At 40.5% G+C, this 24,327-nt stretch carries 21 protein-coding genes; 8 read left to right on the top strand and 13 right to left on the bottom strand.

The genetic code is table 11. The features are described 5' to 3' along the window. Positions 1–142: 142 nt before the first annotated feature. Together CWB75_RS08860 and CWB75_RS08855 are read left to right on the top strand one after the other, a co-directional pair. Complete coding sequence (locus CWB75_RS08860; RefSeq protein WP_138570442.1) at positions 143–802, top strand: GAF domain-containing protein; 660 nt, start codon at positions 143–145, stop codon at positions 800–802. A 78-nt stretch (positions 803–880) separates the two neighbouring features. After that, positions 881–2,071 carry an amino acid aminotransferase gene (locus CWB75_RS08855; RefSeq protein ID WP_010391325.1) on the top strand — a complete coding sequence of 397 codons (1,191 nt, stop codon included), beginning with the start codon at positions 881–883 and terminating at the stop codon, positions 2,069–2,071. Positions 2,072–2,147: 76 nt separating this feature from the next. Here CWB75_RS08855 and CWB75_RS08850 read toward each other — a convergent pair whose 3' ends face one another. Genes CWB75_RS08850 through CWB75_RS08815 form a run of 8 tightly spaced genes read right to left on the bottom strand, consistent with a single transcriptional unit; the run spans position 2,148 to position 10,364 of the window. After that, the gene (locus CWB75_RS08850; RefSeq protein ID WP_138570441.1) at positions 2,148–2,900 is read right to left on the bottom strand and encodes a DUF3379 family protein; all 753 of its coding nucleotides are present in this window, start codon (positions 2,898–2,900) and stop codon (positions 2,148–2,150) included. Then, positions 2,900–3,457 carry a sigma-70 family RNA polymerase sigma factor gene (locus CWB75_RS08845; RefSeq protein ID WP_010391329.1) on the bottom strand — a complete coding sequence of 186 codons (558 nt, stop codon included), beginning with the start codon at positions 3,455–3,457 and terminating at the stop codon, positions 2,900–2,902. The genes CWB75_RS08850 and CWB75_RS08845 overlap by 1 nt, the downstream gene beginning before the upstream one ends. Before the next feature lie 53 nt (positions 3,458–3,510). Next, entirely contained in the window at positions 3,511–5,154 is a 1,644-nt protein-coding gene (locus CWB75_RS08840; RefSeq protein ID WP_138570440.1) for a BatD family protein, read from the bottom strand. Further along, a complete protein-coding gene (locus CWB75_RS08835; protein ID WP_138570439.1) occupies positions 5,148–7,046 on the bottom strand; it encodes a vWA domain-containing protein in 1,899 nt (632 codons plus the stop codon). The genes CWB75_RS08840 and CWB75_RS08835 overlap by 7 nt, the downstream gene beginning before the upstream one ends. Further along, positions 7,046–8,029, bottom strand: coding sequence for a vWA domain-containing protein (locus CWB75_RS08830; protein ID WP_138570438.1), 984 nt, complete (start codon positions 8,027–8,029; stop codon positions 7,046–7,048). Before CWB75_RS08830 ends, CWB75_RS08835 begins: the two co-directional genes overlap by 1 nt. Then, the gene (locus tag CWB75_RS08825) at positions 8,022–8,456 is read right to left on the bottom strand and encodes a DUF4381 domain-containing protein (protein WP_010391338.1); all 435 of its coding nucleotides are present in this window, start codon (positions 8,454–8,456) and stop codon (positions 8,022–8,024) included. The genes CWB75_RS08830 and CWB75_RS08825 overlap by 8 nt, the downstream gene beginning before the upstream one ends. Before the next feature lie 3 nt (positions 8,457–8,459). Beyond that, on the bottom strand, positions 8,460–9,404 hold the full coding sequence (locus CWB75_RS08820) for a DUF58 domain-containing protein (protein WP_109875535.1): 945 nt from the start codon (positions 9,402–9,404) through the stop codon (positions 8,460–8,462). A gap of 3 nt (positions 9,405–9,407) precedes the next feature. Further along, on the bottom strand, positions 9,408–10,364 hold the full coding sequence (locus CWB75_RS08815; RefSeq protein ID WP_010391346.1) for an AAA family ATPase: 957 nt from the start codon (positions 10,362–10,364) through the stop codon (positions 9,408–9,410). A 329-nt stretch (positions 10,365–10,693) separates the two neighbouring features. Here CWB75_RS08815 and fadI point away from each other — a divergent pair, with 329 nt between their 5' ends. Both fadI and fadJ read left to right on the top strand, forming a co-directional pair. After that, on the top strand, positions 10,694–12,004 hold the full coding sequence (gene fadI, locus CWB75_RS08810) for an acetyl-CoA C-acyltransferase FadI (protein ID WP_138570437.1): 1,311 nt from the start codon (positions 10,694–10,696) through the stop codon (positions 12,002–12,004). After that, a complete protein-coding gene (gene fadJ / locus CWB75_RS08805; RefSeq protein ID WP_138570436.1) occupies positions 12,004–14,196 on the top strand; it encodes a fatty acid oxidation complex subunit alpha FadJ in 2,193 nt (730 codons plus the stop codon). The genes fadI and fadJ overlap by 1 nt, the downstream gene beginning before the upstream one ends. An 87-nt stretch (positions 14,197–14,283) precedes the next feature. On the opposite strand, the gene CWB75_RS08800 is transcribed toward fadJ, so the two are convergent. Continuing rightward, positions 14,284–14,670: an MmcQ/YjbR family DNA-binding protein gene (locus CWB75_RS08800; RefSeq protein WP_010391352.1), complete on the bottom strand. Its 387-nt coding sequence runs from the start codon at positions 14,668–14,670 to the stop codon at positions 14,284–14,286. A gap of 193 nt (positions 14,671–14,863) precedes the next feature. Here CWB75_RS08800 and efpL point away from each other — a divergent pair, with 193 nt between their 5' ends. Continuing rightward, a complete protein-coding gene (gene efpL / locus CWB75_RS08795; protein WP_138570435.1) occupies positions 14,864–15,436 on the top strand; it encodes an elongation factor P-like protein EfpL in 573 nt (190 codons plus the stop codon). 148 nt (positions 15,437–15,584) lie between these two features. Further along, entirely contained in the window at positions 15,585–15,788 is a 204-nt protein-coding gene (locus tag CWB75_RS08790; protein WP_138570434.1) for a hypothetical protein, read from the top strand. On the opposite strand, the gene CWB75_RS08785 is transcribed toward CWB75_RS08790, so the two are convergent. Both CWB75_RS08785 and CWB75_RS08780 read right to left on the bottom strand, forming a co-directional pair. Further along, positions 15,785–18,025: a sensor domain-containing protein gene (locus CWB75_RS08785; RefSeq protein WP_010391359.1), complete on the bottom strand. Its 2,241-nt coding sequence runs from the start codon at positions 18,023–18,025 to the stop codon at positions 15,785–15,787. The genes CWB75_RS08790 and CWB75_RS08785 overlap by 4 nt on opposite strands. A 51-nt stretch (positions 18,026–18,076) precedes the next feature. After that, a complete protein-coding gene (locus CWB75_RS08780; protein ID WP_138570433.1) occupies positions 18,077–20,800 on the bottom strand; it encodes an insulinase family protein in 2,724 nt (907 codons plus the stop codon). A 183-nt stretch (positions 20,801–20,983) separates the two neighbouring features. Here CWB75_RS08780 and sixA point away from each other — a divergent pair, with 183 nt between their 5' ends. Beyond that, positions 20,984–21,460: a phosphohistidine phosphatase SixA gene (sixA, locus tag CWB75_RS08775; RefSeq protein ID WP_021033112.1), complete on the top strand. Its 477-nt coding sequence runs from the start codon at positions 20,984–20,986 to the stop codon at positions 21,458–21,460. A 54-nt stretch (positions 21,461–21,514) separates the two neighbouring features. Here sixA and CWB75_RS08770 read toward each other — a convergent pair whose 3' ends face one another. Continuing rightward, complete coding sequence (locus CWB75_RS08770) at positions 21,515–22,438, bottom strand: AEC family transporter (protein ID WP_138570432.1); 924 nt, start codon at positions 22,436–22,438, stop codon at positions 21,515–21,517. Positions 22,439–22,455: 17 nt separating this feature from the next. Further along, positions 22,456–23,013 carry an endonuclease SmrB gene (gene smrB / locus CWB75_RS08765; RefSeq protein ID WP_138570431.1) on the bottom strand — a complete coding sequence of 186 codons (558 nt, stop codon included), beginning with the start codon at positions 23,011–23,013 and terminating at the stop codon, positions 22,456–22,458. A gap of 297 nt (positions 23,014–23,310) precedes the next feature. Here smrB and prmB point away from each other — a divergent pair, with 297 nt between their 5' ends. Continuing rightward, on the top strand, positions 23,311–24,246 hold the full coding sequence (gene prmB, locus CWB75_RS08760) for a 50S ribosomal protein L3 N(5)-glutamine methyltransferase (RefSeq protein ID WP_076918988.1): 936 nt from the start codon (positions 23,311–23,313) through the stop codon (positions 24,244–24,246). The last annotated feature ends 81 nt before the right edge of the window (positions 24,247–24,327 follow it).

Genomic DNA, 24,327 nt, shown 5'->3' with positions numbered 1-24,327 from the left:
AAGATAAAACAACCTGTTTAAATACCGCAATTATATCTATGAATAAAAGTGTTTAAAGATTTTAAAAAAGCGCTTTAAATTGGCTAGCACTATAAAAACATCCATGCTACTATTTCGGCATTATAGATGTATGGACGTCCAAATGGTTAATTCTTACTTAGAGTATGCTCAACTTAATGTTGAGCCACAGTTAATTCACGCTGAGCTAGAAAAGCTTGAGCAATACCTAAATAAAAATGCTGCACCAGCCGTGCGTTGGGAATACCAAATTCCTGAGCTAGGTGAAGGTGGGGCATGTAGTTTATTTGGTTACCTACAGGATGAGCCGTTTAAACTAAGCGATTATGTCAGCCAAAGTACGCAAACAACTGAAAAATTAGCGCAACTTCAATTGATTGTTGACTACGTCATTGAAAACACAAAGCTTGATTGGTACGGCATTTATCAGAATACCCACACCAATGAAGGGGAGCAGTTATTAAAGCTGGCTTATTTTGGTGCGCCGAGTCGTCCTTTATTTCCGCTTACTGCTGAATTTGCGACTGCCAGCAATAACGTTCAGGTAGCGTTTAGTGGTAAAGGACGCGTTATCAATAACGTTGAGCAATATTTGGCAGCAGGCGGTGAATATTACACCTGCGATCCGAAAGTAAAAGCAGAAGCCTGTTTACCGCTATTTAATGCACAACATCAGTGTATAGGTATTGTTGATGGTGAAGCCTTCAGCACTGATTTTTTTGATAAAGCAACGCTCGCGTTATTAATAGCGTGCTGTATTAAAATTCCTCACTTTTTAGTGTAAATAACACTAGTCAATCAAGTGAGTTTTTATGTTAAGCTTAGCGCAACAGCTAACCCCTAAATAACGAAGAGATAGCCAATGTTCTCAGTATTAAAACCATTACCAACAGACCCTATTCTTGGCCTTATGGCGGCCTACAAGCAAGATACTAACCCAAATAAGATTGACTTAGGGGTTGGTGTATATAAAGACGAGCAGGGGAATACCCCGGTATTAAAGTCAGTAAAAAAAGCAGAAGCGTTTCGTTTAGAAAATGAAATGAGCAAATCTTACATTGGGCTTGCTGGTAACTTAGATTACTGTCAACAAATGGAAAATCTTCTTCTTGGTGAGCACCCGGCATTATTAGCTAATCGCGTACGTACAGCACAAGCACCTGGTGGTACAGGCGCACTTCGTGTTGCAGCAGAATTTATTGTACGTTGTAATCCAGGCGCTACTGTATGGGTTACTAACCCAACGTGGGCTAACCACATTAGCTTATTTGAAGCTGCAGGCTTAACGGTAAAAGAATACCCATACTACGACTACGAAAACAAAGATTTATTGTTTGATGAAATGGTTGAAACACTAACACAGGTGCCTAAGGGCGATGTGGTGTTATTACATGCATGTTGTCACAACCCAAGTGGTATGGATTTAAACGAAACACAATGGAATACTATTGCTGAACTTGCAAAAGATGTGGGTTTTACGCCATTAATTGATATTGCATATCAAGGTTTTGGCTCTTCTTTAGAAGAAGATGCGAATGGTTTACGTATTTTAGCCAATGCGGTTGAAGAGTTGATCATTTGTTCATCATGTTCTAAAAACTTCGGCTTATACCGTGAGCGTATTGGTGCCTGTTCAATCATTGCAAAAGACAGTGCAACAGCTGATATTTCAAACTCGGTGTTATTAAGTGTGGTACGTAGCATTTATTCTATGCCGCCAGCGCATGGTGCAGACATCGTAAACACTATTTTAAGCAGCACAGAGTTAACGCAGCTATGGCATAGTGAACTTGATGAAATGCGTAACCGTATTAATGGGTTACGTAGTTTAATTAAAGACAGCCTGGCAGCGAAAGACATTGCTCAAGACTTCTCGTTTATTGACCGCCAACACGGTATGTTCTCTTTCTTAGGTATTAATAAAGAGCAAATCGAGCGCTTGCAAAAAGAATACGGTATTTACATTGTCGGTTCTAGCCGTGTTAATGTAGCAGGTATTAGCCAAGCAAATATCAACTACTTTGCTAACGCAGTTGCTGATGTTTGTAAGTAATCAGTAAGCAGCTTTGGCTTTTAAATAATAAAAAAACCGCACACTCGTTGCGGTTTTTTATTGTTTCTATAATGGCTTAAAGCCAGCGAATAGCACCTGAAATACGTTCATTATACATATCAACTGGTGAGCCAAGGCTTGCAATTAGCACGGTATCGGCCTGTTTGCCACGATTTATATGGCCAGCATAGCGAAAGTCATTAAAATCATCAGAGCCAATTTCAAAGATTTGATTATCGCTTGGCACAATAAACACGGTCATAGGCCCAAAGTCAGACTCAAACACTAAATGAATACCTTTCTCACCTTGAAAATCGCAAAAGTTAACATAAGTCACTTTGCCAGGTAAATCACTAATATGGCCGCCAAGTAAAGCCAGCTTTTCATTGACAGTTTGGATGCTAATTTGTTGAGTTTTATTTAACGCATAAATTTCATGGTAAACATGGGCTAGTGCATGCTCACCAGCCGTTTGATTAATACTTTGTTCTTCGCTAAACATAAACGCACTAACTGCAATCACAAACGAAGCTGCCAAAGCCAAATGCATTCGGTCGAACTTAAACCATGAGCGTGCACTAACCACGTTATGCTTTTGCTCAAGTTCATCTGTTCTAGCTTTTTCTTTTAACGAGGTGTTTAAAATAATTCGTTCAGCAAGATTGTCAGGTACAGTAATATCAAGCGCGTCGTCGAGTTGTTTATCGAATGCTTTGCTTTCATTTAAAAATTGTTGTCTGTCGGCACTGCTGTTTGCAAATTCCTGAAGCTCTTTGTCCAGCTCATTTGGCTGCGCAATCGTGCGGCGACGAAACTCAAGTTCATCCATTATTTTGATGCTCCTTTAAGTTGTTCATCATCACGGCTTAATGCCTCTTTAAGTTGATTTTTTGCTCGGAATAAACGTGTCATAACAGTATTTTTATTTAAGTTAAGAATGTCTGCAATTTCATCTCCGGTGCAGCCCATTACCACCTGTAGCAACAGCGGCTCCTTGTAGTCATCAGCCAATAAAGAAATTTGTCGCTGAATAACGGTTTGTTCCATTGCTGTATCTAAACTATGGCTGGTTTGATCCACCAATGTGTCGTTATCTACATCACTGTAATCAAATTGCTTGCGCTCAAAGCGTCTGGCATTCTCACGCCTTAAAATGGTCAGCAACCATGGCTTAGCTGCTTTTTGGTCGAGTAACGAATCAAGCGAGCGCCATGCACGCAAAAAGGTTTCTTGCACTAAGTCATCAGCAATAGTCGGATCGTTACATAACCAGTAAGCAAAGCGATAGAGTTCCTTATGATAAACATGAACCAAGGCTTCATAGCGTTGTTGTTTTTCAGCCATATTAATTAAGACCCGATCATTCGATTTTTTATTTCCAAACATAAGCACTTTTTAATTAAAATTATTATAGGCCAAAAAAGTAACTAAGATTCTTATTAAGAATATAGCTCTTTTAACGCAGATGATGACTTAGCTGTGTGCGATTGATGTTTTTTTAATAAACTAACAATCGCTTCTAAATCAGTGCTAGCCGATTGGTTACCGTACAACTGTGCTTGTAAATTATTTACCTGCGCAGTGAACTGCGAGTTGTTTATCATAGCGCATAAATGGGTGAGAGCTCCTACCTTTTTATCTGTTCGAGTTAGCGCGTATAGATTAAGTGCATCGTAAAATGCTTTATTATCACGGCTTTTAGCAAGTATTTGCAGTGTTTTTAATTCTGCTTGCTGATTGCCTCTATGATTTGCTTGCGCCGTTTGTTGCGCTTCTTTAGCTGAGCGTTTCATAAAGTAAAGAACCAGGGTCACAATCCATAATACGTAACCTAATACGGCTACAATAATAAGCCATAGAGGCGTACTAGTATGGCGTTGCACGCTGAGCGCTTGCTGCGTTGGCTCTGCATCCGTGTTGTTTAAATTACTTTCAACGGGAGGGCTCAGCGAGTTTGCTGGTGCTGTGGTGCTTGGTGTTACCCTAATTGTGCGCTCTGGTAAAGTTGCGTAACTAATTCGGTTCATTTTGGTGTTATACCAAGGCAGGGTAATTTCAGGCAATGTATAGGTGCCTGGGGTTTGTGGAAGTAGCGCAAATGAGGCGCTTTGCTGTGATACCACTCGACCATCGCGCACTGCATTATTAGTTTCTTTTTCATCCGGGTAGCTGCGAATACCATCAATAGTAGGCATATCAATTTCGGGTAGTTGCTCTTTAGTCACCCCTAAGGCGGTAAGCATAATAGTGCGTGTTATTGGCGTGCCGGCTTCAACGGTATTATCGTCTGGTTGCCATTGCTCGGTTAGACTTACTAATTCACTGGGTAACCAATCACCTTGATAATTCTCAGGGATGGGTTTGATTTCAATCTGTTGTTCATCGCCAAGTGCCGACACCTCTAGTTGGCGATAGTTTTGTTGAACACGCCCTTGAAAAACCGGTGCTTCAATGGTGTATGCACCACTTTTTTGCGGCTGAATTAAATAATTACGGGTGATCACTAAATAACGTTTACCGTTAACCAGTTCATAATCTTCACTTTGCTTACCTAGCTGGGTGAGTTGAGCATCTTCCATGCTTGGCGTGCTTAAGCTGCCATCGAGTAGCTCTTTAGCTAAGTAAAGTTTAATGGTGTAAACGCCAGCCTCTTGCACAAATAAGCTGTTATTTGTAAGCGAGCTTTTTAAAAATATATCATCATTTTTGCCCGCATCGCTGCTTCGCTCTTTAACCGACAAGTTTATCGGTTGAGAGCTGAGCCCTGCAACACTAAAAGAAGGAATTGTGTATTCGCCGGCTTTGCGAGTCATTAACTTAACAGACCACGATGTTTGTTTTTTAATGCTGCCGTTAATAATGTTGGTGCGGCTACTTAAGCTCATAGGGCCGACTACGAAATCCTTTAACAGCGCTGAAGTATCGGGTTGTTGCCCTTTGATTGAATCATCAACGCTAATATTGAGCATAAAAAACTCACCTGCCAGTACCGGGTTTTTATCTACGCTTGCCTCTAATGAAGTGGCGGCCATTAATGGCATGGCAGTTAATAGCAATAAACAGCAAAATAATCGCATTACCATGATTTTTCTACTCCTGTTGGACGGCGTTGATATTGTCTTTTTTGGGCTTCTAATTGCATTTTGTTTCTTAATAAAATAGCGGGATCGTCGGGCACTTTTCTTAGTAACTGATTTAGTTGTTGTGCTTTCTCTTTTTCTTCATTAGTGAGTTCAGCCGCCTGTGCTTGCATAGCTTGTTGTTGTGCTTGCTGCTTCTGCTCATCTGATGGCGGTTGCTCATTCATTTGATTTGGTTGACTCTGTTGCTCGTCTTGCTGAGGCTTACTATCGTCGTCTTTGTTCTCGTCTTGTTGGTTTTGTGATTGAGCTTGCATGTCAGGCTGATTTTGTTCATCTGACTGCTCGCCAGATTGGCTTTGTTGATCTTTTGATTGCTCCGAGGGCTCACCCGATTGCTGCTCTTCACTATTTTGACTGTTATCTTCGCTTTTATCTGCGTTATTTTTATCGCCATTTTTTTGCTGATCTTGTTTTGATTTATCTGCATCATCTTGACTTTGATCATCTTGATTTTGCGAATCATTACCTTGTTGGTTTTCTTGGTCTTGCTGTTGCTTAAGTAACTGCTCAACTAACGCTTGGTTATCGGCTGCTTGGGTAAAATCAGACTGCAGTGATTGCGCTTGTTTGTAAGCGTTTATAGCAGCCTCTAATTGTCCGGCTTTAGCCAGTGCATTACCGTAATTGTAATAACCAGTAGCTGATTTATCTTGACTAAATTCGTTCAGAGCGCCCTCAAACTGACCTTGCTGATAAAGTGCAGCGCCTTTGAGAGCGTTGGACTTCGCTTGCGCTGCTTGTTGGTACTCTTGGTTGTTGTAAGCTTCTAATGCACGTTGATCGGTATTTTTAAATAGCGTTGGTAACTCTACTGCATGGGCATTTTGCTGAGGTAAAAAGCTTAGCAATAGCACCGCACCAATAAACGCAGAGCGTCTAAATAAGTATAGAGCTAAGGGCAGTAAAATAAGCAAGCCATAAATGCCAACATCGATTCGCCACAAGGCTAAATTTGGTTTTTCACTTTTTAGTATTTCACTGTTTGCTTGCGGTGAAAAAATGGCAATATCGCTATTACTTGGCTGATAATTAGCGTATTGGCCGCCACTATTCTTTGCTAGTCCTTTGAGTAAAGAACCATTGAGTGTAGGCACTACAATTTGGCCGTAATTATCTTTTAAAAATCCGCCTTCAGGTAACTTTATTGGTGCACCTTGCTCAGTGCCAATACCGTAAATATTAAGTCGATACTGGCTACTGTTAGTAAAGCCACTTATATCACTTTGCTGTTGTTGTTCAATACCATCGGTGATCAGAATAATATCACCATCTAGGTAGCCTGCTTGAGTGAGCAGCTCTTGCGCCATGTCTAAACCTGCCAGCACGTTGGAGCCTTTATCAGGCATAATTTCAGGGCTCAAACTAGGAATAAGATTAGCAAGGGTGGTTGCATCATTGGTCAGTGGTGAAATGGTATAGGCAGTGCCTGCGTAGGCTACTAATGCAGTATCACCTTCTTTAAATAACTCAATCATATCGAGGGCTTTAAAACGAGATTGCATTAATCGATTAGGAGCAATGTCGGTGCTATACATAGAGTACGACATATCCATTACAATAACGCGGGCACTTTTGCTTTGAAATACAGGGACTTGTTTTTCCTCAAAACTTGGGCCTGCACTAAATATAATGGCTAAACTGCAAAATAACGCAACTAGCCACAGCGGCTGACGAGCCTGATTATTTGATTCACTCATAACAAATTGTGCTAAATGTGGCGCAATAAGTGGCGCCGATTGGGCTTTTTTCTCTTTCAACATGGCAATAAAAAACAGCCCTAGCGCAGGGAGTAGCAGCCATAAAATAGCGGGGCGAATAAACTCAAAATCCATTAGCTTGGCTCCTTCAATGCACGTACTGTTTTTAAAAATGCCATTGCACTTATTAATAGAATGGCCAGTAATAACGGATAATAAAACAAGGCTGTTTGCGGGCGAAAGGTCTGCTCATCGGCACTAATTGGCTCAAGTTTATCAAGCTCTGCATAGATTTGTTGTAACCCAGCAACATCTTTGGCTCTAAAGTACAGACCCCCTGTTTGTTCGGCAATATTTTTCAGTAAACTCTCATCTAAATTGCTGCCCCCAGAGCCCATATTAAATAAACTAAAGCCACGAGGGTTATCTGAGCCGACTCCGATGGTGTACACTTTTATGCCTTCTTCACGAGCTAGTAATAGGGCATCTTCGGGGTCAAGGTTTCCTGCGGTGTTTTGTCCATCTGTTAGCAACACCACAATGCGATTACTTTCTTTTTTACTAGCAAAGCGTTTAACCGATAAGCCTAAAGCGTCACCAATAGCCGTGGCACGTCCTACTAAACCTATTTGTGCTTCAGTAAGCATTTTGCTGACGGTTTTTACATCACGGGTGAGAGGTGTTTGCAAAAACGCTGTATCACCAAACAATATTAGCCCAAGTCTGTCGCCTTGACGCTGCTCTATAAAATCGCTAAGCACTGCTTTAACCATAGTTAAACGGTCAACATATTGGCCATTATAAGCCATGTCTTGTTCTGTCATTGAGCCGGATAAATCCACAGCGAGCATAATGTCGCGACCTTCATTAGGCAGCGATATAGGCTCATCTAACCAAGTAGGGTTAGCCGATGCTGTTACTAATAATGCCCATAGCAACCATTCAAGAGTGTTTAACTTACGTGCACTGGGCTCTACATGTTGATTATTTAAATTATGCGATGCAAAACTTGGGATGCGTAAACGTGTCGTTGCATTATTTGCTGCGGGTTTTAATAGCAGTAACGTTAAAGGAAGCGGCAGTAATAAAAACAGCCATGGCCAGCTAAATTCAAACATGCAGTGGCTCCTTTAGCTTAAATTGTTTAATAGCTTGGCGAAACTTATCACTGAGTGCCGGTGGTGTTTGAGCTGTGCTATATAGGCTTGAAATTTCATCTTCATTAAAACCAATTGCAGCAAGTTGACTTAGGGTTTTACACCAGTTAGCTGTGGATTGCGCTGCTAAGCGTGGATCGTAATAGGTGATCACTAAACGCTTTAAAATAATATGCAATTGCTGCGCTGATTGTTGTTGATTAGCTAATTTAATCGCATTACGTTTTGGTTTTTTAAATTGATAGTTTTTGTACATAATTATAATTAAGCCACACACTAAGCACAGTGCAATGCTAATAACTACCCACCAAGCAGGGGCTAACGGCCACCAGTCAACGTGAGAGGGAGCAATAATATCGTGAAGGCCATCAAGTGGAGAGGTTTGCATGATTTATCTTCTCACTAATTGCAGTTCCAGCGCAGTGGCTGCATCGAATGATAATAGGTTAAGCCCAGATTTTGTTAAACGATTAATACGCGCGCTAAATGCTTGCTCGGCATTTTTGGCAAATCGTTCTCTAAAACTGTTATCCATCAAAGGGAGGGCAAACTGCTGATTATTAGCACTTACCGTAACCGCTTGTTGGAAAGCAGGTAACTTATGCTCGAAGGGGTCGCTAATATGGCAGCCTATTAACTCACAGTGCCGCGCAAGTAATTCGAGTTGTTTAAAGCTGGCGTCATCTAAGGCGTTAAAATCGGATACGATATAAACCAAACTACCGGGTTTAGCTAAGTGATTTAAACGCTTAAGGTTGTCACTAAAGTTATTACTGGCAGGTTTATCAATATTTTCAAGTGCCTGCTGATGGGCGTCGCATAAATTATGACACAGCTTTAACACGGCCTTTTCACGGGCACTAGGTTTAAGCTCTAAATGCGAGTGCTGATTAAACACAATACCGCCAATTCTATCGCCACGTTGGCAAGCAGACCATGCAACTAAGGCGCTAATATGTGCAGCTTGCACCGACTTTAATAATAATTGAGAGCCAAATAACATGGAGTTTGAAAAGTCGGTAAATACAAATACCGGGCGTTCTTTTTCTTCTTGAAAAAGTTTGGTGTGGGTTTCACCGGTACGAGCCGTGACCCGCCAATCAATAGAGCGTATGTCATCACCGTGTTGGTAATGACGCACTTCGGCAAACTCCATGCCACGGCCTTTATGCGGCGCCAGATATTGCCCCGCTAAGGTATTTTTTATTCTAACTTTAGGTGCCAGCTCAAGCAGTTGCGCTTTTGCTTTATAATACATCAGCTCTTTAAGCGATAAATTAACACCATGGCTATGACTTAATTTAAGCCATGCCTGAGAATCAAAGTGTGTTTGCATAACTTAAGGTACAGCAACTAGTTCAACAATACGGCTAATAACCTGATCTTTTGTAATACCATCGGCCTGTGCTTCGTAACTTAAAATAATACGATGGCGTAATACATTATGTACCACAGCTTGAATATCGTCAGGCGATACAAAATCACGACCACTTAACCACGCATGAGCGCGGGCACATTTATCTAAAGCAATCGTGGCACGAGGGCTGGCGCCGTATTCAATCCAGCGGCCAAGTTGCTCATCTAAGTTTGCGCCTTCTCGAGTAGCAATAATCAACTGAACTAAGTATTGCTCTAGTGGCTCTGCTAAATACAGACCCAAAATCGCTTTTCTAGCGGCAAACAGCTCTGCTTGCGAAATTTGCTCAAGCACTGGGGCTTCATCATTAAGTGCTTCACCACGGGTTAGGCGTAAAATATCAAGCTCGTGCTCAGCCCCTGGATAATTAATACTTAAATGTAATAAAAAACGGTCTAATTGCGCCTCAGGTAGTGGGTAGGTCCCTTCTTGCTCAAGCGGATTTTGTGTTGCCATCACTAAAAACAGGTCACTAAGTGGATACGTATTTTTGCCCACAGTAACTTGGCGCTCGGCCATTGCTTCTAATAAAGCTGACTGTACTTTTGCTGGTGCTCGGTTTATTTCATCCGCTAATATGAGGTTATGAAATAAAGGGCCTTTTTCAAACACAAACTCACTGGTTTGTTGACGATAAATATCAGTGCCGGTTACATCTGCAGGTAATAAGTCTGGGGTAAACTGAACACGCTGAAACGAGCCTTCAATACCTTTTGCTAAAGCATTAACCGCTCGCGTTTTTGCAAGCCCCGGAGGGCCTTCAACAAGTAAATGACCATCGGCTAATATAGCAATTAAGAGTGCTTGAGTGAGCGCTGGCTGGCCAATAATTTGGGTGTCTAAATACGTTTTTAAGTTTGAAAATGCGTTAGCTGCCATAATAAGTGGACTGTCCTCGTCAGCTTAAATAATACCTAAAGTGGTTAGGTAACAAATACTGAGCTAGTTATAAGGTTTATAAGTGGATAACTCAAGAGTTAGACTGATTTTTTGAAAATAGTTCGTTATTTTTTAACGCTTTTTAGCCTAACACAAAACTTTGTAAAACCTGCTAAAAAAGCCTATTGTATTACCCTTACACAATGTATGTAGTGATTTACAATGGCGCTTTATGATTAATTTACGTTTATCTATTGGCTTTATCACACGGGTTGTTTAGAATCGAGGAAAACATACAGGTCTGACCTGTCAGCGGGAGAGAATAATAAATGTCTGAGCAAAACATACTTAAAACACCAAAAGGCGACCGTATTGCCATTGTAAGCGGCCTACGTACTCCTTTTGCTAAGCAAGCAACTGCGTTTCACCATGTACCAGCATTGGATATGGGTAAGCTAGTAGTTAATGAAATGCTTGAGCGATTAAATTTCGACAAGTCAGAAATCGATCAACTGGTTTTTGGTCAAGTAGTACAAATGCCAGAAGCGCCAAATATTGCACGTGAAATTGTATTAGGTACAGGTATACCAGTTGGCGTTGATGCATATTCAGTGTCACGTGCGTGTGCAACTAGCTTTCAAGCAATTGCAAATGTTGCCGAATCTATTATGGCAGGCTCTGTAAACGTGGGTATTGCTGGTGGTGCCGATTCATCGTCTGTATTGCCAATTGGTGTAAGTAAAAAATTAGCCGGCAGTTTAGTCGATTTAAACAAAGCCCGTACGCTTGGTCAGCGTTTAAAAATATTCTCAAAACTACGTTTAAAAGATTTATTACCAGTACCGCCAGCAGTTGCTGAGTACTCAACGGGTTTATCAATGGGACAAACAGCTGAGCAAATGGCTAAAACCCATAATATTAGCCGTGAAGATCAAGATGCTTTAGCACATCGTTCTCACTCATTAGCAACTCAAGCTTGGGCCGATGGCAAGTTAAAAGATGAAGTAATGACGGCGCACTTACCGCCTTATAAAAGCTTTATTGAAGAAGATAACAATATTCGTAAAAACTCAACGGTTGAGGGTTATGCCAAGCTTAAACCGGTATTTGACCGTCAGCACGGCTCTGTAACTGCCGCTAATGCAACCCCATTAACCGATGGCGCAGCTGCAGTGTTAATGATGAGCGAAAGCAAAGCAAAAGCATTGGGTTACGAAATATTAGGCTACGTACGCAGTTTTGCGTTTTCAGCCATAGGCGTAGAAAAAGACATGCTAATGGGGCCTGCCCACTCAACGCCAATCGCGCTTGATAGAGCAGGTATTACGTTAGCTGATTTAGACCTTATTGAAATGCATGAAGCGTTTGCATCGCAAACCTTAGCGAATATGAAAATGTTTGCTTCAGATAAATTTGCACAAGAGCACTTAGGGCGTAATAAAGCCATAGGTGAAATTAACATGGATAAGTTTAACGTTAACGGCGGTTCACTCGCTTATGGTCACCCATTTGCGGCAACCGGCGCGCGTTTAATTACACAAAGCTTATACGAGCTTAAGCGTCGTGGCGGTGGTTTAGCGTTAACGACTGCCTGTGCTGCGGGTGGTTTAGGTGCAGCCTTTGTATTGGAGAGTGCGTAATGACAGATTCAGTATTTAATTTAACGGTTGATGATAACAAAATAGCCGTGGTAACCATTGATGTGCCGGGTGAAAAAATGAATACCCTGCGTGACAGCTTTGCTGATGATTTAAAAGCATTATTAGCACAAGCTAAAGAGCATGCAGTGAAAGGTATGGTATTTATTAGTGGCAAAAGTGATAACTTCATTGCCGGTGCTGATGTGAAAATGCTAGACAGCGTTGAAAAACGCGAAGATGCATTAGCTATCAGCGAATTATGCCATCAAGCATTTTTTGATATGAAAAAACTACCGTATACCACGGTTAGTGCTATTCACGGCGCTGCTTTAGGTGGTGGTTTAGAGTTTGCTTTAGCATGTGATTATCGCGTTGGTACAGATAGCGATTTAACTAAAATTGGTTTACCAGAAGTACAACTAGGTTTATTGCCTGGCGGTGGTGGTACACAACGCTTAACTAAAATCGTGGGTATTCAAAAAGCCCTTGAGTGGATGCTAACTGGTAAGCAAATTCGTCCAAAACAAGCTAAAAAAGCCGGTGTATTGGATGATTGTGTACCACAAAGCGTACTGCTAAAAGTGGCCAAAGAGTTTGCGGCGAAGAAAAAGCCACAAGCTAAAGAGCCTAAACTTGATAAGATCAGTAAGCTATTAGAATCAAACCCGTTTGGTCGTAACTTTATCTTTAAAAAAGCTAAAGAAAACGTACTTAAAAAAACCGGTGGTCACTACCCAGCGCCGCTTGCGATTATTAAAGCGGTTCGTGCAAGCGTAGAGCTTGATGAAATGAAAGCGTATAAAACCGAAGCCGAAGGCTTTGCTACGTTAGTAATGAGTGATGAGTCTAAAGCACTTCGCGGTATTTTCTTTGCAACCACTGAAATGAAAAAAGAATGGCGCAACGATGACGCTCCTGCGATTAGTAAAACTGCTGTGTTAGGTGGCGGATTAATGGGCGCAGGTATTGCCCATGTAAGTGCGGTTAAGGCTAAATTGCCGGTACGTATTAAAGATGTGGCAGAGCAGGGCATAAGTAATGCCATGAACTACACATACAAAATCTTGGATAAACGCCTTAAGCGCCGCATTATGTCAAAAGCCGATATGCAGTTAACCATGAACCGCATTACTGGCACCACGGATTACAGCGGCTTTAAGCACATAGATTTAGTGATAGAAGCGGTATTTGAAGATTTAGAGCTTAAGCAAGGTATGGTTGCTGATGTTGAGCAGCAATGCCAAGCTAATACTATTTTTGCAAGTAATACCTCGTCATTACCTATTTCTCAAATTGCAGCAAAAGCAGAACGTCCTGAAAATGTAATTGGTTTACATTATTTCTCGCCAGTAGAGAAAATGCCACTAGTAGAGATCATTCCTCACGAAGGCACGTCACAAGAAACCATTGCTCGTGTAGTTAACTTTGCACGTAAGCAAGGTAAAACGCCAATTGTGGTAAAAGATATGGCTGGTTTTTATGTAAACCGTATTTTAGCGCCATACCTTAATGAAGCGGCTAACTTAATGCTTGCTGGTGAGCCGATTGAAAAAATAGATGCGGCTTTAGTCGAGTTTGGTTTTCCTGTTGGACCGTTGGCATTGCTGGACGAAGTAGGTATTGATATTGGATCTAAAATTGCGCCAATTCTTGAAAAAGAATTGGGTGAGCGTTTTAAAGGACCCGATGCTTTCTCACGCATGATTGATTCAAAACGTCTTGGTCGTAAAACAGGTCGTGGCTTTTATGAATACGACAAGAAAGGTAAGAAGGTTGATGAGTCAGTCTATGAGCTACTAGGTGTAACCCCAGCCCCACGTTTAAATAAAAACGAGATTGCTAAGCGCTGTGTTTCACAAATGCTTAATGAAGCGGCTCGTTGTTTAGATGATGGTATTATCGCAAGCCCGCGTGATGGTGATATTGGTGCTATTTTTGGTATTGGTTTCCCACCGTTCTTAGGTGGCCCGTTTAGCTACATGGACAAATTAGGTGCGAGTAAAATAAGCTCTGATATGTCTACATTGGCTAACAGCAATGCCATTTTTTCACCCTGTGAATCACTGGTTGCAATGGCTGATAAAGGCGATAAGTTTTACACTACAGCCACTAAAACAGCTGAAGTTGAGTCAGAGCAGGCAGATGATAAATCGACTGATACTCAAAATGAGATGACTGAACACAAAGATTAATGTCTTAAGTTAACGTAAAAAAGCCGCAAATTATGCGGCTTTTTTTTATGTTTGATTATCAGTAAATATAGAGATATAGACGCTTATTTACAGTAAGGCTTCAATAGCCTGTTTGTCTTTATCTGGCATGTTGTCGACCACCAAATTAAATGAATTATCAATCATACGCTCAATTTCACCTTGTGGTACTGAGCCGTCTAAAATCACTGTATTCCAAAGGCGTTTATTCATATGATAACCTGGAATCACCGAAGGAAAAATATCACGTAATGACTGTGCTTCATCAGGGTCGCACTTTAAGTTTAGCCACCAAATAGGTTCGCCGTTTTCATCGGTTTCACCCTCATTGCTCAGTGCAAGGGTGGCGAACATCTTATGGTTTACTTTATATACATCAACATCTTTAGCAAAAGGTTGCGTTAGTTTAACTAACGGTTTGTTCATTAAATAAGTATGTACAGTTTGTTGGTTCATGAGCCATTCCTTGAGGTCATAATCGATAACTTAACCATAGCAGCTTTTTGCCACTAGATAACACGTGTTTCAGTCTAAATTACAGATTTATAAGTCAATACGAAGTAAGAAGCTAATCATATCATTTTATTGTTGAACAAAATCAGTTTCGTGGTATGTTTCTCGCAATCAAAAAAACAATAGGAATTCACCCATGCCAAAGGCGAGTGATCTTAAAAAAGGGACGGCTATTGACTTTAATGGCCGTGTATTAGTAGTAAAAGATATCGTACGCTCAGTACCACAAGGTCGTGCTGGTGGTAGTTTATACCGTATGCGTTTATACGATGTAGTAACGGGTAGTAAAGTTGACGAAACATTTAAAGACAGCGATATGCTTAATCTTGCTGATTTAACCCGTCGTGAAGCCATGCTGTCGTATATTGATGGGGATGAGTATGTCTTCATGGATAATGAAGATTACACGCCTTACAATTTAAATAAAGACGCCATAGCGGAAGAAATTCAATTTGTTAATGAAGAAACCCAAGGTGTGCACGTTATTGTAATTGACGGTACTGCGGTAGGTCTTGATCTTCCTTCAAGTGTTGAACTTGTTGTTGAAGAAACCGACCCTTCAATTAAGGGAGCTTCAGCCAGCGCTCGCTCAAAGCCTGCACGCTTATCAACGGGCTTAACGATCCAAGTACCAGAGCATATTTCAACGGGTGATCGCATCCGCATTAATACTGCCGAGCATAAGTTTATGGGTCGTGCTGACAAATAAGCTGTGATGAATTGATAATTGAGAGCCGAGCTTTTAAGTTGCTCGGCTTTTTTGTGTCTGATTTAAAAGGACTACAATTAAATAATACGTTGCTTTAATTTTAGCCAGTTAAACGCTATTATACGCGCCTCAATTTTTAAGCAGTTTGATGACCATGGTATTATTTATTTTACTGAGTGGTGTGTTTATCGCACTTATGTATATTGAAACCATCAAAAAAGGTATGCCTGTGAAGCGCTGGTTATTTTTAAGCGGATTGTTGGGACCTGCAGCGTGGTGTTTATTTAACCTACATTATCGACGTACATTAATACGCAATACCGGCATAAAAACGTGCCTATGGCGTGCTTAACTAGTTGCTCTAATTAAACTGAGTTTTGATTGGCTTTGTTGTTGTTTTAAAAACGCAGTAAATTCATCTTTTGAGAGTGGTTTAGAGTAGTAATAACCCTGAAGTGTTTCACAGTTAAGCTCTTCCAGTATGCTTATTTGTGAGGCTTGCTCTACACCTTCAGCAACTACATGTAAATCAAGGTTATGTGCAATAGTGACAATAGAGTCCACCATATTGCGGCCACGCTCTGTCTTCATATCATCAATAAAGGCTTTATCTACCTTAAGCGTATTTAGTGGGAACTGTTTCAAATACGCCAGCGACGAATACCCAGTACCAAAATCATCCATAGCTAAATGAATGCCGCGGGCACTTAAAGAGCGCATAATCGCAATGGCTTCTTGTGGGTCGTCCATTACGGTGCCTTCGGTGATCTCAAGTTCTAAAAAGTATGAGGGCAGTTCATTTTTTTGTAAAATCACATCAATGCGCGAAGTTAAATCGGGTAGGCTAAATTGTTTTGCTGATAAATTTACCGCAACACGAGCGTTAAATAATCCAGCGTCTAACCATTGTTTTACGTCACGACAAGCTTTGTTTAAAACCACTTCACCAATTTCAATAATTTGCCCTGTTTCTTCGGCGATTGGAATAAATACCCCCGGGCTAATAACCCCCTTTTTCGGAGTAATAAAACGCACTAACGCTTCCATTCCAGCAAGCTTACCAGTACGAATATTCATTTTAGGCTGATAATATACCTCAAAGTGATCTTCTTTTAAGCCAAAGCGCATTAGGTTTTCTATTTGTAGTCGCTTTACTGCTTGGCGGTTCATGGTGTCATTAAAGAACAAGTAGCTGTTACCTTTCTTTTTCGCATGATACATAGCGGTATCGGCGTTCTTTAATAGTATTTCAGGGGTGTTACCATCTTCAGGGAACAGTACTATACCCACGCTTGAGGTGATAGCAAGTTCATGACCTGCCATTTTAAACGGTGTAGCTATTGCCGCTAAAAACTGTTTAGCCATACGGGTGATAGTGAGAATATCGTTGGTGTTTGACATAACCAGCGCAAATTCATCGCCGCCAAGGCGATAAAATACATCATTTTCACGGGTAAGCTTATTTAAGCGCATAGCAAGCTTTGCCAGCAAGCTGTCACCTAACTGATGACCCAATGAGTCATTTATCTTTTTAAAGTTATCTAAATCAAATACTAACAATGCATGGTGTGAATGCTGCTTTGCTAGTTTTTTTAAATCAGAAAAAAATAAATTACGGTTAGGTAAGCTGGTGGTGCGATCTCGATTGGATAAATTATTGAGCTCTGACTCCGTTTTTTTACGCTCGGTTAAATCAGAATACACCACCACGTAATTAGTTATTTGATTTTGCGCGTTTTTAATTTCATCTATCGAAATTTCAAATGGCAGTAGGGCATGGTCGCTATTGCGCAGCTTTACTTCTTCTTGAATATGCTCGTGCTTTCGAACGGTGTCTTTTATAGTTTCTATGTAGCTTTTGTCGTAACCTGCTAAATGAAATTCTTTTTTAAGGTATTGCTCACGCACACCGCCAAACAAAGTTAAAAAGCTTGGATTAATATCAACAAGCTTAAAATCTTTATCATAAATAGCCAGTGCATCCGTGAGTGACTCAACGCATTTTGCAAATAGATTTAGTCGTTCTTCGGTTGATTTGAGCTGAGAAATATCTCTCACCGTGCCAGTCATTCTCAGTGGGCTAAGGTTTGCGTCTTTTTCAATTATTTTTCCACGGTCGAGTACCCAATGCCATTTACCAAAGCTATCTTTAATTCTATAAGTAGCTTCAAAAAAAGTACTCTCTTCAGCAAAGTGTTTTTTTAGTAGGTAATCTACATGGGTTAAATCGCGAGGGTGTATAAGGCTTTTATTAGGTGGGAATTCTACTAGATTGTTGTTATTCAACACGTACTTGTCGTTAATACGAATAACTTTGCCGGTTTTTATATTCCAGTCCCAAAGCGTGTCACCACTACCTTCTACGGTACTTTTTAAGCGTTTTTCAGATTGCTGTAATTGAGAATGTGAGCGCTTGAGTGAGTGAATAACTGTTAAAAAGTAAATTAACAGTAATGACATTATTGCACACACGCTAACGACTAGCGCATTTAAGTTCAAGCTAAATGATGACTCAAATGCACTAGCAGAGTAGGCGGTGACCAAAGTGGTCAACAACAGAATGTATTTTATTATTTTTATTTTGTTCATTGTCTTACTTCTTATTTACAAAAGACAATCTAAATCAAGCGCGAGCAAGAGTCAAAGAGAATGCGAATAAAGTGGTAGATTCTCCGATTGATTCACAGATTTAGCGCTTAAAAGCTCATATCTTGGGCGGTCTGGATTAAAAATTTCAGCTGCATAGTTTTTTAAATCTTCAAGCGTTAATGCGTTTAAAGAATCTAGCAGGCGTTGCTGCATATTAAACTGATGATCGCCATTGCCAATTGCAAGCCATAAACGTTGTGAACGTAAACGCAAATTTTTGTCTTTTTCGGCAATATGCGTCACTAGCCCATGTTTTTGTTGCAGCCAGGTTTGCTCTGTCAGTTCATCAATGGTTGATAAATATTGACTAATAAACACATTATGCCTGTGCAGTAATGTGCTTGGTTCAAATTTAGGTGACTGAATATAAAAAGCAATTCCGGCACGGGTATTAAAGGGCGCATAACCGGCACCAACTAAATAACCTAGTTGTTGTGTAGTCCGTAGCTCATTGAAATAATCTTGGTTAATTAAATGATTAAGCGCCATCATTTTTACTTTTTCATCAACACCATCGCTTAATGCTTGATAATAAATCACCATGGCATTATCGCTACAAGCGAGCTCTAATTCGTAACGAGTCACTTTAGTAATTTCAAAGAGTGGGCGCTTTAAATCTTCTATAACGGCTGACTTTTTAAGGTGCAGTGCCACCTTTTTCTGAAACTCAAGCGCTTCATTTTGTTGCCAATTGCCATGTAAAAAAGACTCAACATGAAGTGCATTAAAAAACGCCTGTCTAAACTCATTAAACTGATGAAAGCAGGTATCTTTAAGTGCATTTGCTAACTCGTCTGGCTGTGGATTCCATGGCATTATTTTAGCGCCTAAAATACTAAAGAGCTCACTGACAGGTTTGTTTTGGTTGCTATTACGCCAGTGCCTTACCAGTTGTTTTTTATATTCAGCAAAGCGTTTAGCACAAATTTTTACGTTAAATAGTGCATCAATTAGCTGATCAACCAGCTCTAGTTGGCTTGAAGATAGCCCTGCAGTATGCAGGGTTAAGCCGCCTTGGTGAGAGGTTAAGTGATAACTTAAGCCCGCGAGCTCAGCTGGATAAAATTGTTCGCCAACACTATCCATAAACAAATCAGAAAACAATCGAGTCAATGCCATATGCTTTACATCTTTAACTGCAAAGTCAGAGTCCATGGCTAAATAAAAATGCCCTTTAGCCACTCTGAAGGTGGCATCTTGTTTAAACCAAAAATCAAAGCCAGCTTCTTTCACCAGTAACGTTGGATGAGCTTGCTGCGACTCTATTGGATATAGAACAACATCTTTAGCTAAATAAGGGTTTGCGGTAGGTAATAACATTTCACCTTGTGGCTGACTAATTTGTGCCAGCGCTTCGAGCCAATGCAGTGACAATTTTTCAATTTTATACGGTGTGTTATACCAAGCGGCTGTGTGTTCAGGCTCTACACCCGGATGAATCAGCACTAAACGCATATTATGAGGGGTTAACCATTGCATCGCCATTTCATGAGTGGTGGCTTTAAAGCCTTCCATTAAATAGTCGCCTTGTAAGTAATTAACTTCATCGTAATGTTGCATGTTAATACTTAAATTGCTGACCCAGTCAATCAGCCGAGATTTTTCTTGGTTATCAAATGCGATTTGCAGCAGCTTTTGCTTATCTTGATAAAGGCGAGGGAGTTTGCCGATGTTGTTATTTATTAAGCAAATGTATTCAAATACCATTTCAATAATATCTTCGTAGTATTCAATGCCTTCATCGGTCAGTGCCATACTAATATTAAAATCTTTAAAGTTACTACCGTTGATGCCACCTCCGGCAGAAAGAGCATTGATCCAGCCTTGTTCTTTTAGTACTGAATACAACGAGCCTTGTCCTTCGTACCCTAGTAAGTGGGCAATAAAACTAACAGTTTTATGACGGTAAAAATCGTCAATGTTTGGCATAGCAAAGCTAATAATCAGCTTTTGTACATGCTTGTGTGGCTCAATATGGAGCAACTTACCCAAGTCTTGGCTGCGATAAAGCGGTGCCTCTATGGGTGGCTTTAACTTGCTGTTATTACCTTTAATCTGCCAGAAATATTGAGTTGCCCATGCCTCAAGTGTATCTAATGATTCATTGGCACAAATGACTAAAGTCATCCATTGAGCTTGGTAATGCTGATTAAAAAAGTCGCGTAACTCATCACTAATACAGCGTTTTCTATCAGCTAATGTTTGTAGGTTGCCTACAGAGAACTTAGCAAACGGATGTGCAGGGTTAACCGTTTCTTTATGCACTTGATAGATGCGCCGGCCATCATCTTTAATCTTTAATTTAAACTCAGCCTCAATCGCATTACGTTCTTTTTCGGTTTCTGCGGGATTTAAGGCGGGCGCTATAAAAAAACGGCTAAATTGTGCTAACGCCGATTCAATATGATTGTTATTAATATCAAAAAAGTAGCAGGTATGTTCCGTACCAGTCCAGGCATTGGTGTTACCACCAGATTGAGAGACAAAATTATTAAAGCTACCGGATTCGGGATACAGATCCGTACCTAAAAACAACATATGCTCTAAAAAGTGCGCTAAGCCTTGCCTATCAAGAGGATCATCAAAGTGACCAGCGTTAACTGCCATGGAGGCTGCCGCTTTTGCTGAGTCCTGATCGCGCACTAAAAGCACTTTTAGACCATTGTCCAGTGTTAGTGTGCGGTAAGCTCTGTTATCATTGGTGCTGATTTTCAAATGATGCTCCTGAAACTAAACGTAAATTGTTAACAACAGATGATAACTTCAGGAATGCGACGCTATTTACCTGAACATCATGAAAGAACTATTTTAAGAAAATAAATAGGTTTGAGTTATTAATATAGCGGAAATTCGAGCAAATTGGCTACTGTTTTATATTCTTTAATTGGTTGATTTTTTATGAAAACAATCTTGATAATGCGTCATGGTGAAGCAACACCGATGCACTCTGATGATGTCAGTAGAAATTTGACTTCTGTGGGTCAACAGCAAGCTGAAAAAATGGGGCTATGGTTGCAAAAAATGCACGCTCCCAGTGGCCTGTTAGTTAGCCCCTATGTAAGAGCGCAGCAAACGGCTGAGGCTGTTAAAAAAAATAATACCTTTTTATTTGAAGAAACTTGTCACGATGTTATTCCTGAGGGCAATCCTCAAGTTGCTGCAGATTATTTAGAAACGTTAATTGCGCTTCACCCAGAATGCGATACCTGGCTTGTTGTTGCCCACATGCCTATGGTGAGCTATTTGGTTGATCAGCTATGCGCTGGTAATATGCCAATTTTTAATACTGGTGCTGTTGCCCAAATTAGTTACAATGAAGTGAGCCATAAAAGTGATTACATCACTATAGATGCGCCAGCTAATGTAACCGTATAAACTACGAATCTCCCCAGCTTAAAGCCTGACGATAAAACGTGGTTAGGCATTTATCTAAAGTAAAATGGTTAACCACACACTAAAACTCAACACACTTAATACTGTAGATAAAACCACTGCACTGGCAAGGGTATCTTGGTGTTGTTTTATTTGGCATGCAATTAAATAGGCATTAACGCCTAATGGTGATGCACTTAATAGCACCAGTACTTTTAGCAGTGACTCATTAAGTGTAAATACGTGTGTGCCTAGCAATAATACCAAGGCAGGTAATATGACTAATTTTAATAGACTGGCAATGGCCGCTGCTTGCCAGTTATCGCTAATTTTATAAAAAGCTAAGTTAGCGCCCAATACAAATAACGCACAAGCAATAGCTGGTTCGGCTAAAAGCGCTAAGCCCTTAGTTAAGTCAGCAAATAAAGTAATCCCTGCCAAATTAACCAATAAACCAGTGCTAATACTTAACACCACTGGATTGAGTAGCATATTTTTGGAAAATGCTGACCAGGAAAACACATGACTAGCGCTGTTTGCACTAATTAAAAAAGTAAGGGTGAACAATAATGCGCTATGAAAGGTAATGATCATAAAAATAATGCCCATCATTTGCTCGCCTAATGCGGCAATAATAATAGGTAACCCCACCAATACAGTATTGGAATAGCTACTGCCAAGGGCAAACACGCTATGGCGTTCGTATTGAAGATGTTTAGAGAGAATGTAGCGGTCAATAATTAGGGCAAAAAGGTAAACTAAAATAACCGGAATGTAAAAACTTAAAAAGCCATTTAAGCTGACACTGGTTTGTAAGTCTGCTTTGGCCATATTTAAAAATAAAAAGCTCGGCACACTAATATAAAAAGTAAACTTACTTAATCCCGCTATATGGATACGCTCTAAAAAGCCACTGCGGCTAGCAATATAGCCACATAGCACAATAAATATCAGCGGGAATATAATCGAAAATATATGCACTAAAAGGCTCTTATTGATTAGCGTCTAAACTCATCACTTTGCGGTAAATTAATTAATATGAGTACTGCACCTTTACCGCCATATTCAAGTGGTGCTTGATGCATAGCAATAACATCGGGGTGTTGCACTAAGTATTGCGGCACTTTATGCCTGAGGATATGGCCGCCAATTCCGTGTACAACACAGGCGCAGTAATAATGCTTCTTTTTACACTCATGAATAAGCCCTGCGAGCTCATCCTTGGCTACTTCTTTATTTAAGCCATGCAGGTCGAGGGTTAAATCAGGTATAAAATCCCCTCGGCGAAGTTGTTTCGCTAAAAAACGATCCTGACCCTGTTGCACATAATTAACAGTGCCGTTAGTGTCTATATCGGGCACATATTCATCAGAAAAGAAAAATTCTGATTGTTGTTGCTTTTTTTGCTGGGCAAATTGCTTCGCTTGTGACACTTTAGGTTTATTGCTAAAACAGTGAGTGTCTTGTTTGAACACGCGCGCACCGCTGATACTTTGACGAAACAAGTCAATGTCATCAGGGCTAATTAGATTGTTTGAGTGTGGATCTTTTTTCATAGCGGCAGTCTAAACAAAAAAGTGGTAAAAATCGAGTAAAAAGGTGTGATACCCAAGCAGCTTTGAGGTGCATAGTACGGCGCCAATAAGGTTAGTTTAAAAGCGATTTATACTGCGTTATTGATTTGAACAACAGAGTGACTATTACACTTGCAATCAATGCCTTGTTTAAATTACTTTTAATTCTAACTGTCACTCGCACCTAGAGGTGGCTTGGGTATACAATAGGGCAATCATGGGGCCCATAGTGTGCCCCGATTGAGTTAATTTTTTGAAAGTAGCAGGCAGATAATACTGATGAGTGAATTACTAATAGAAGAAGCAACCCTGGATGAAGCTGTTGCAGAACTTTCAACCTTACACGATTGGCTTCGTTGGACGACAAGTCAATTTGCAAGTAGCGGTATTTTCTTTGGTCATGGCACCGATAACGCATGGGATGAAGCGGTAAGTTTGTTATTACCAGCGCTTAGTTTGCCAATTGATGCACCCAAAGAGCTGATGCATGCCCGTTTAACCAGCACTGAAAAAAACCGTTTAGCAGGCTTAATTGCCGAGCGCATTAACGATTTTACCCCAGTTCCATACCTGACCAACATTGCATGGTTTGCCAATATGCCATTTTATGTGGATGAACGTGTATTAATTCCTCGCTCGCCTTTTGCTGAGCTTATTAATAATCGTTTTACACCTTGGCTAGAGCAGCCAGAGTCAGTAGGGCGTATTTTAGATTTATGTACGGGATCGGGTTGTATTGCGATTGCATTGGCACAAGCATTCGAAAATGCGCAAGTTGATGCGGTTGATATTTCCTATGAAGCGCTTGAAGTGGCTGATATCAATATCACCGATTACCAACTAAGTGAGCGCGTATTACCTATCCAGTCTGACGTATTCAGTGGTGTGCCTGGGCAAAAATATGACTTAATCGTAGCAAACCCACCGTATGTTGATGCTGAAGATATGGCTGACTTACCACGTGAGTTCCACCACGAGCCAGAGCTTGGGTTAGCATCGGGTCACGATGGCCTTGATGTAACACGTACTATTTTAGATCAAGCTAGTGAGCATCTAACAGATAACGGTTTGTTATTTGTCGAAGTAGGTAACTCTATGGTACATATGGATGCACTGTATCCAGGCGCACCATTTGAATGGATTGAGTTTGAACAAGGCGGATTAGGGGTGTTTGTTATTAGCAAGCAACAACTAGATGCCTACTTTGCGCAGTAATAATTAATACTAGCCATTCATCCCAAATGGCTGGGCAAATAATAGCCGAGTTAATCCTCGGCTATAAGTCATTAGGAATGA

Origin of the sequence: Pseudoalteromonas sp. S1608 (assembly GCF_005887265.1) — a bacterium.
GTDB lineage: Bacteria > Pseudomonadota > Gammaproteobacteria > Enterobacterales > Alteromonadaceae > Pseudoalteromonas > Pseudoalteromonas undina.
The sequence above is the reverse complement of the archived record's forward strand: the minus strand, read 5'-3'. Positions and strand labels throughout refer to the sequence as shown.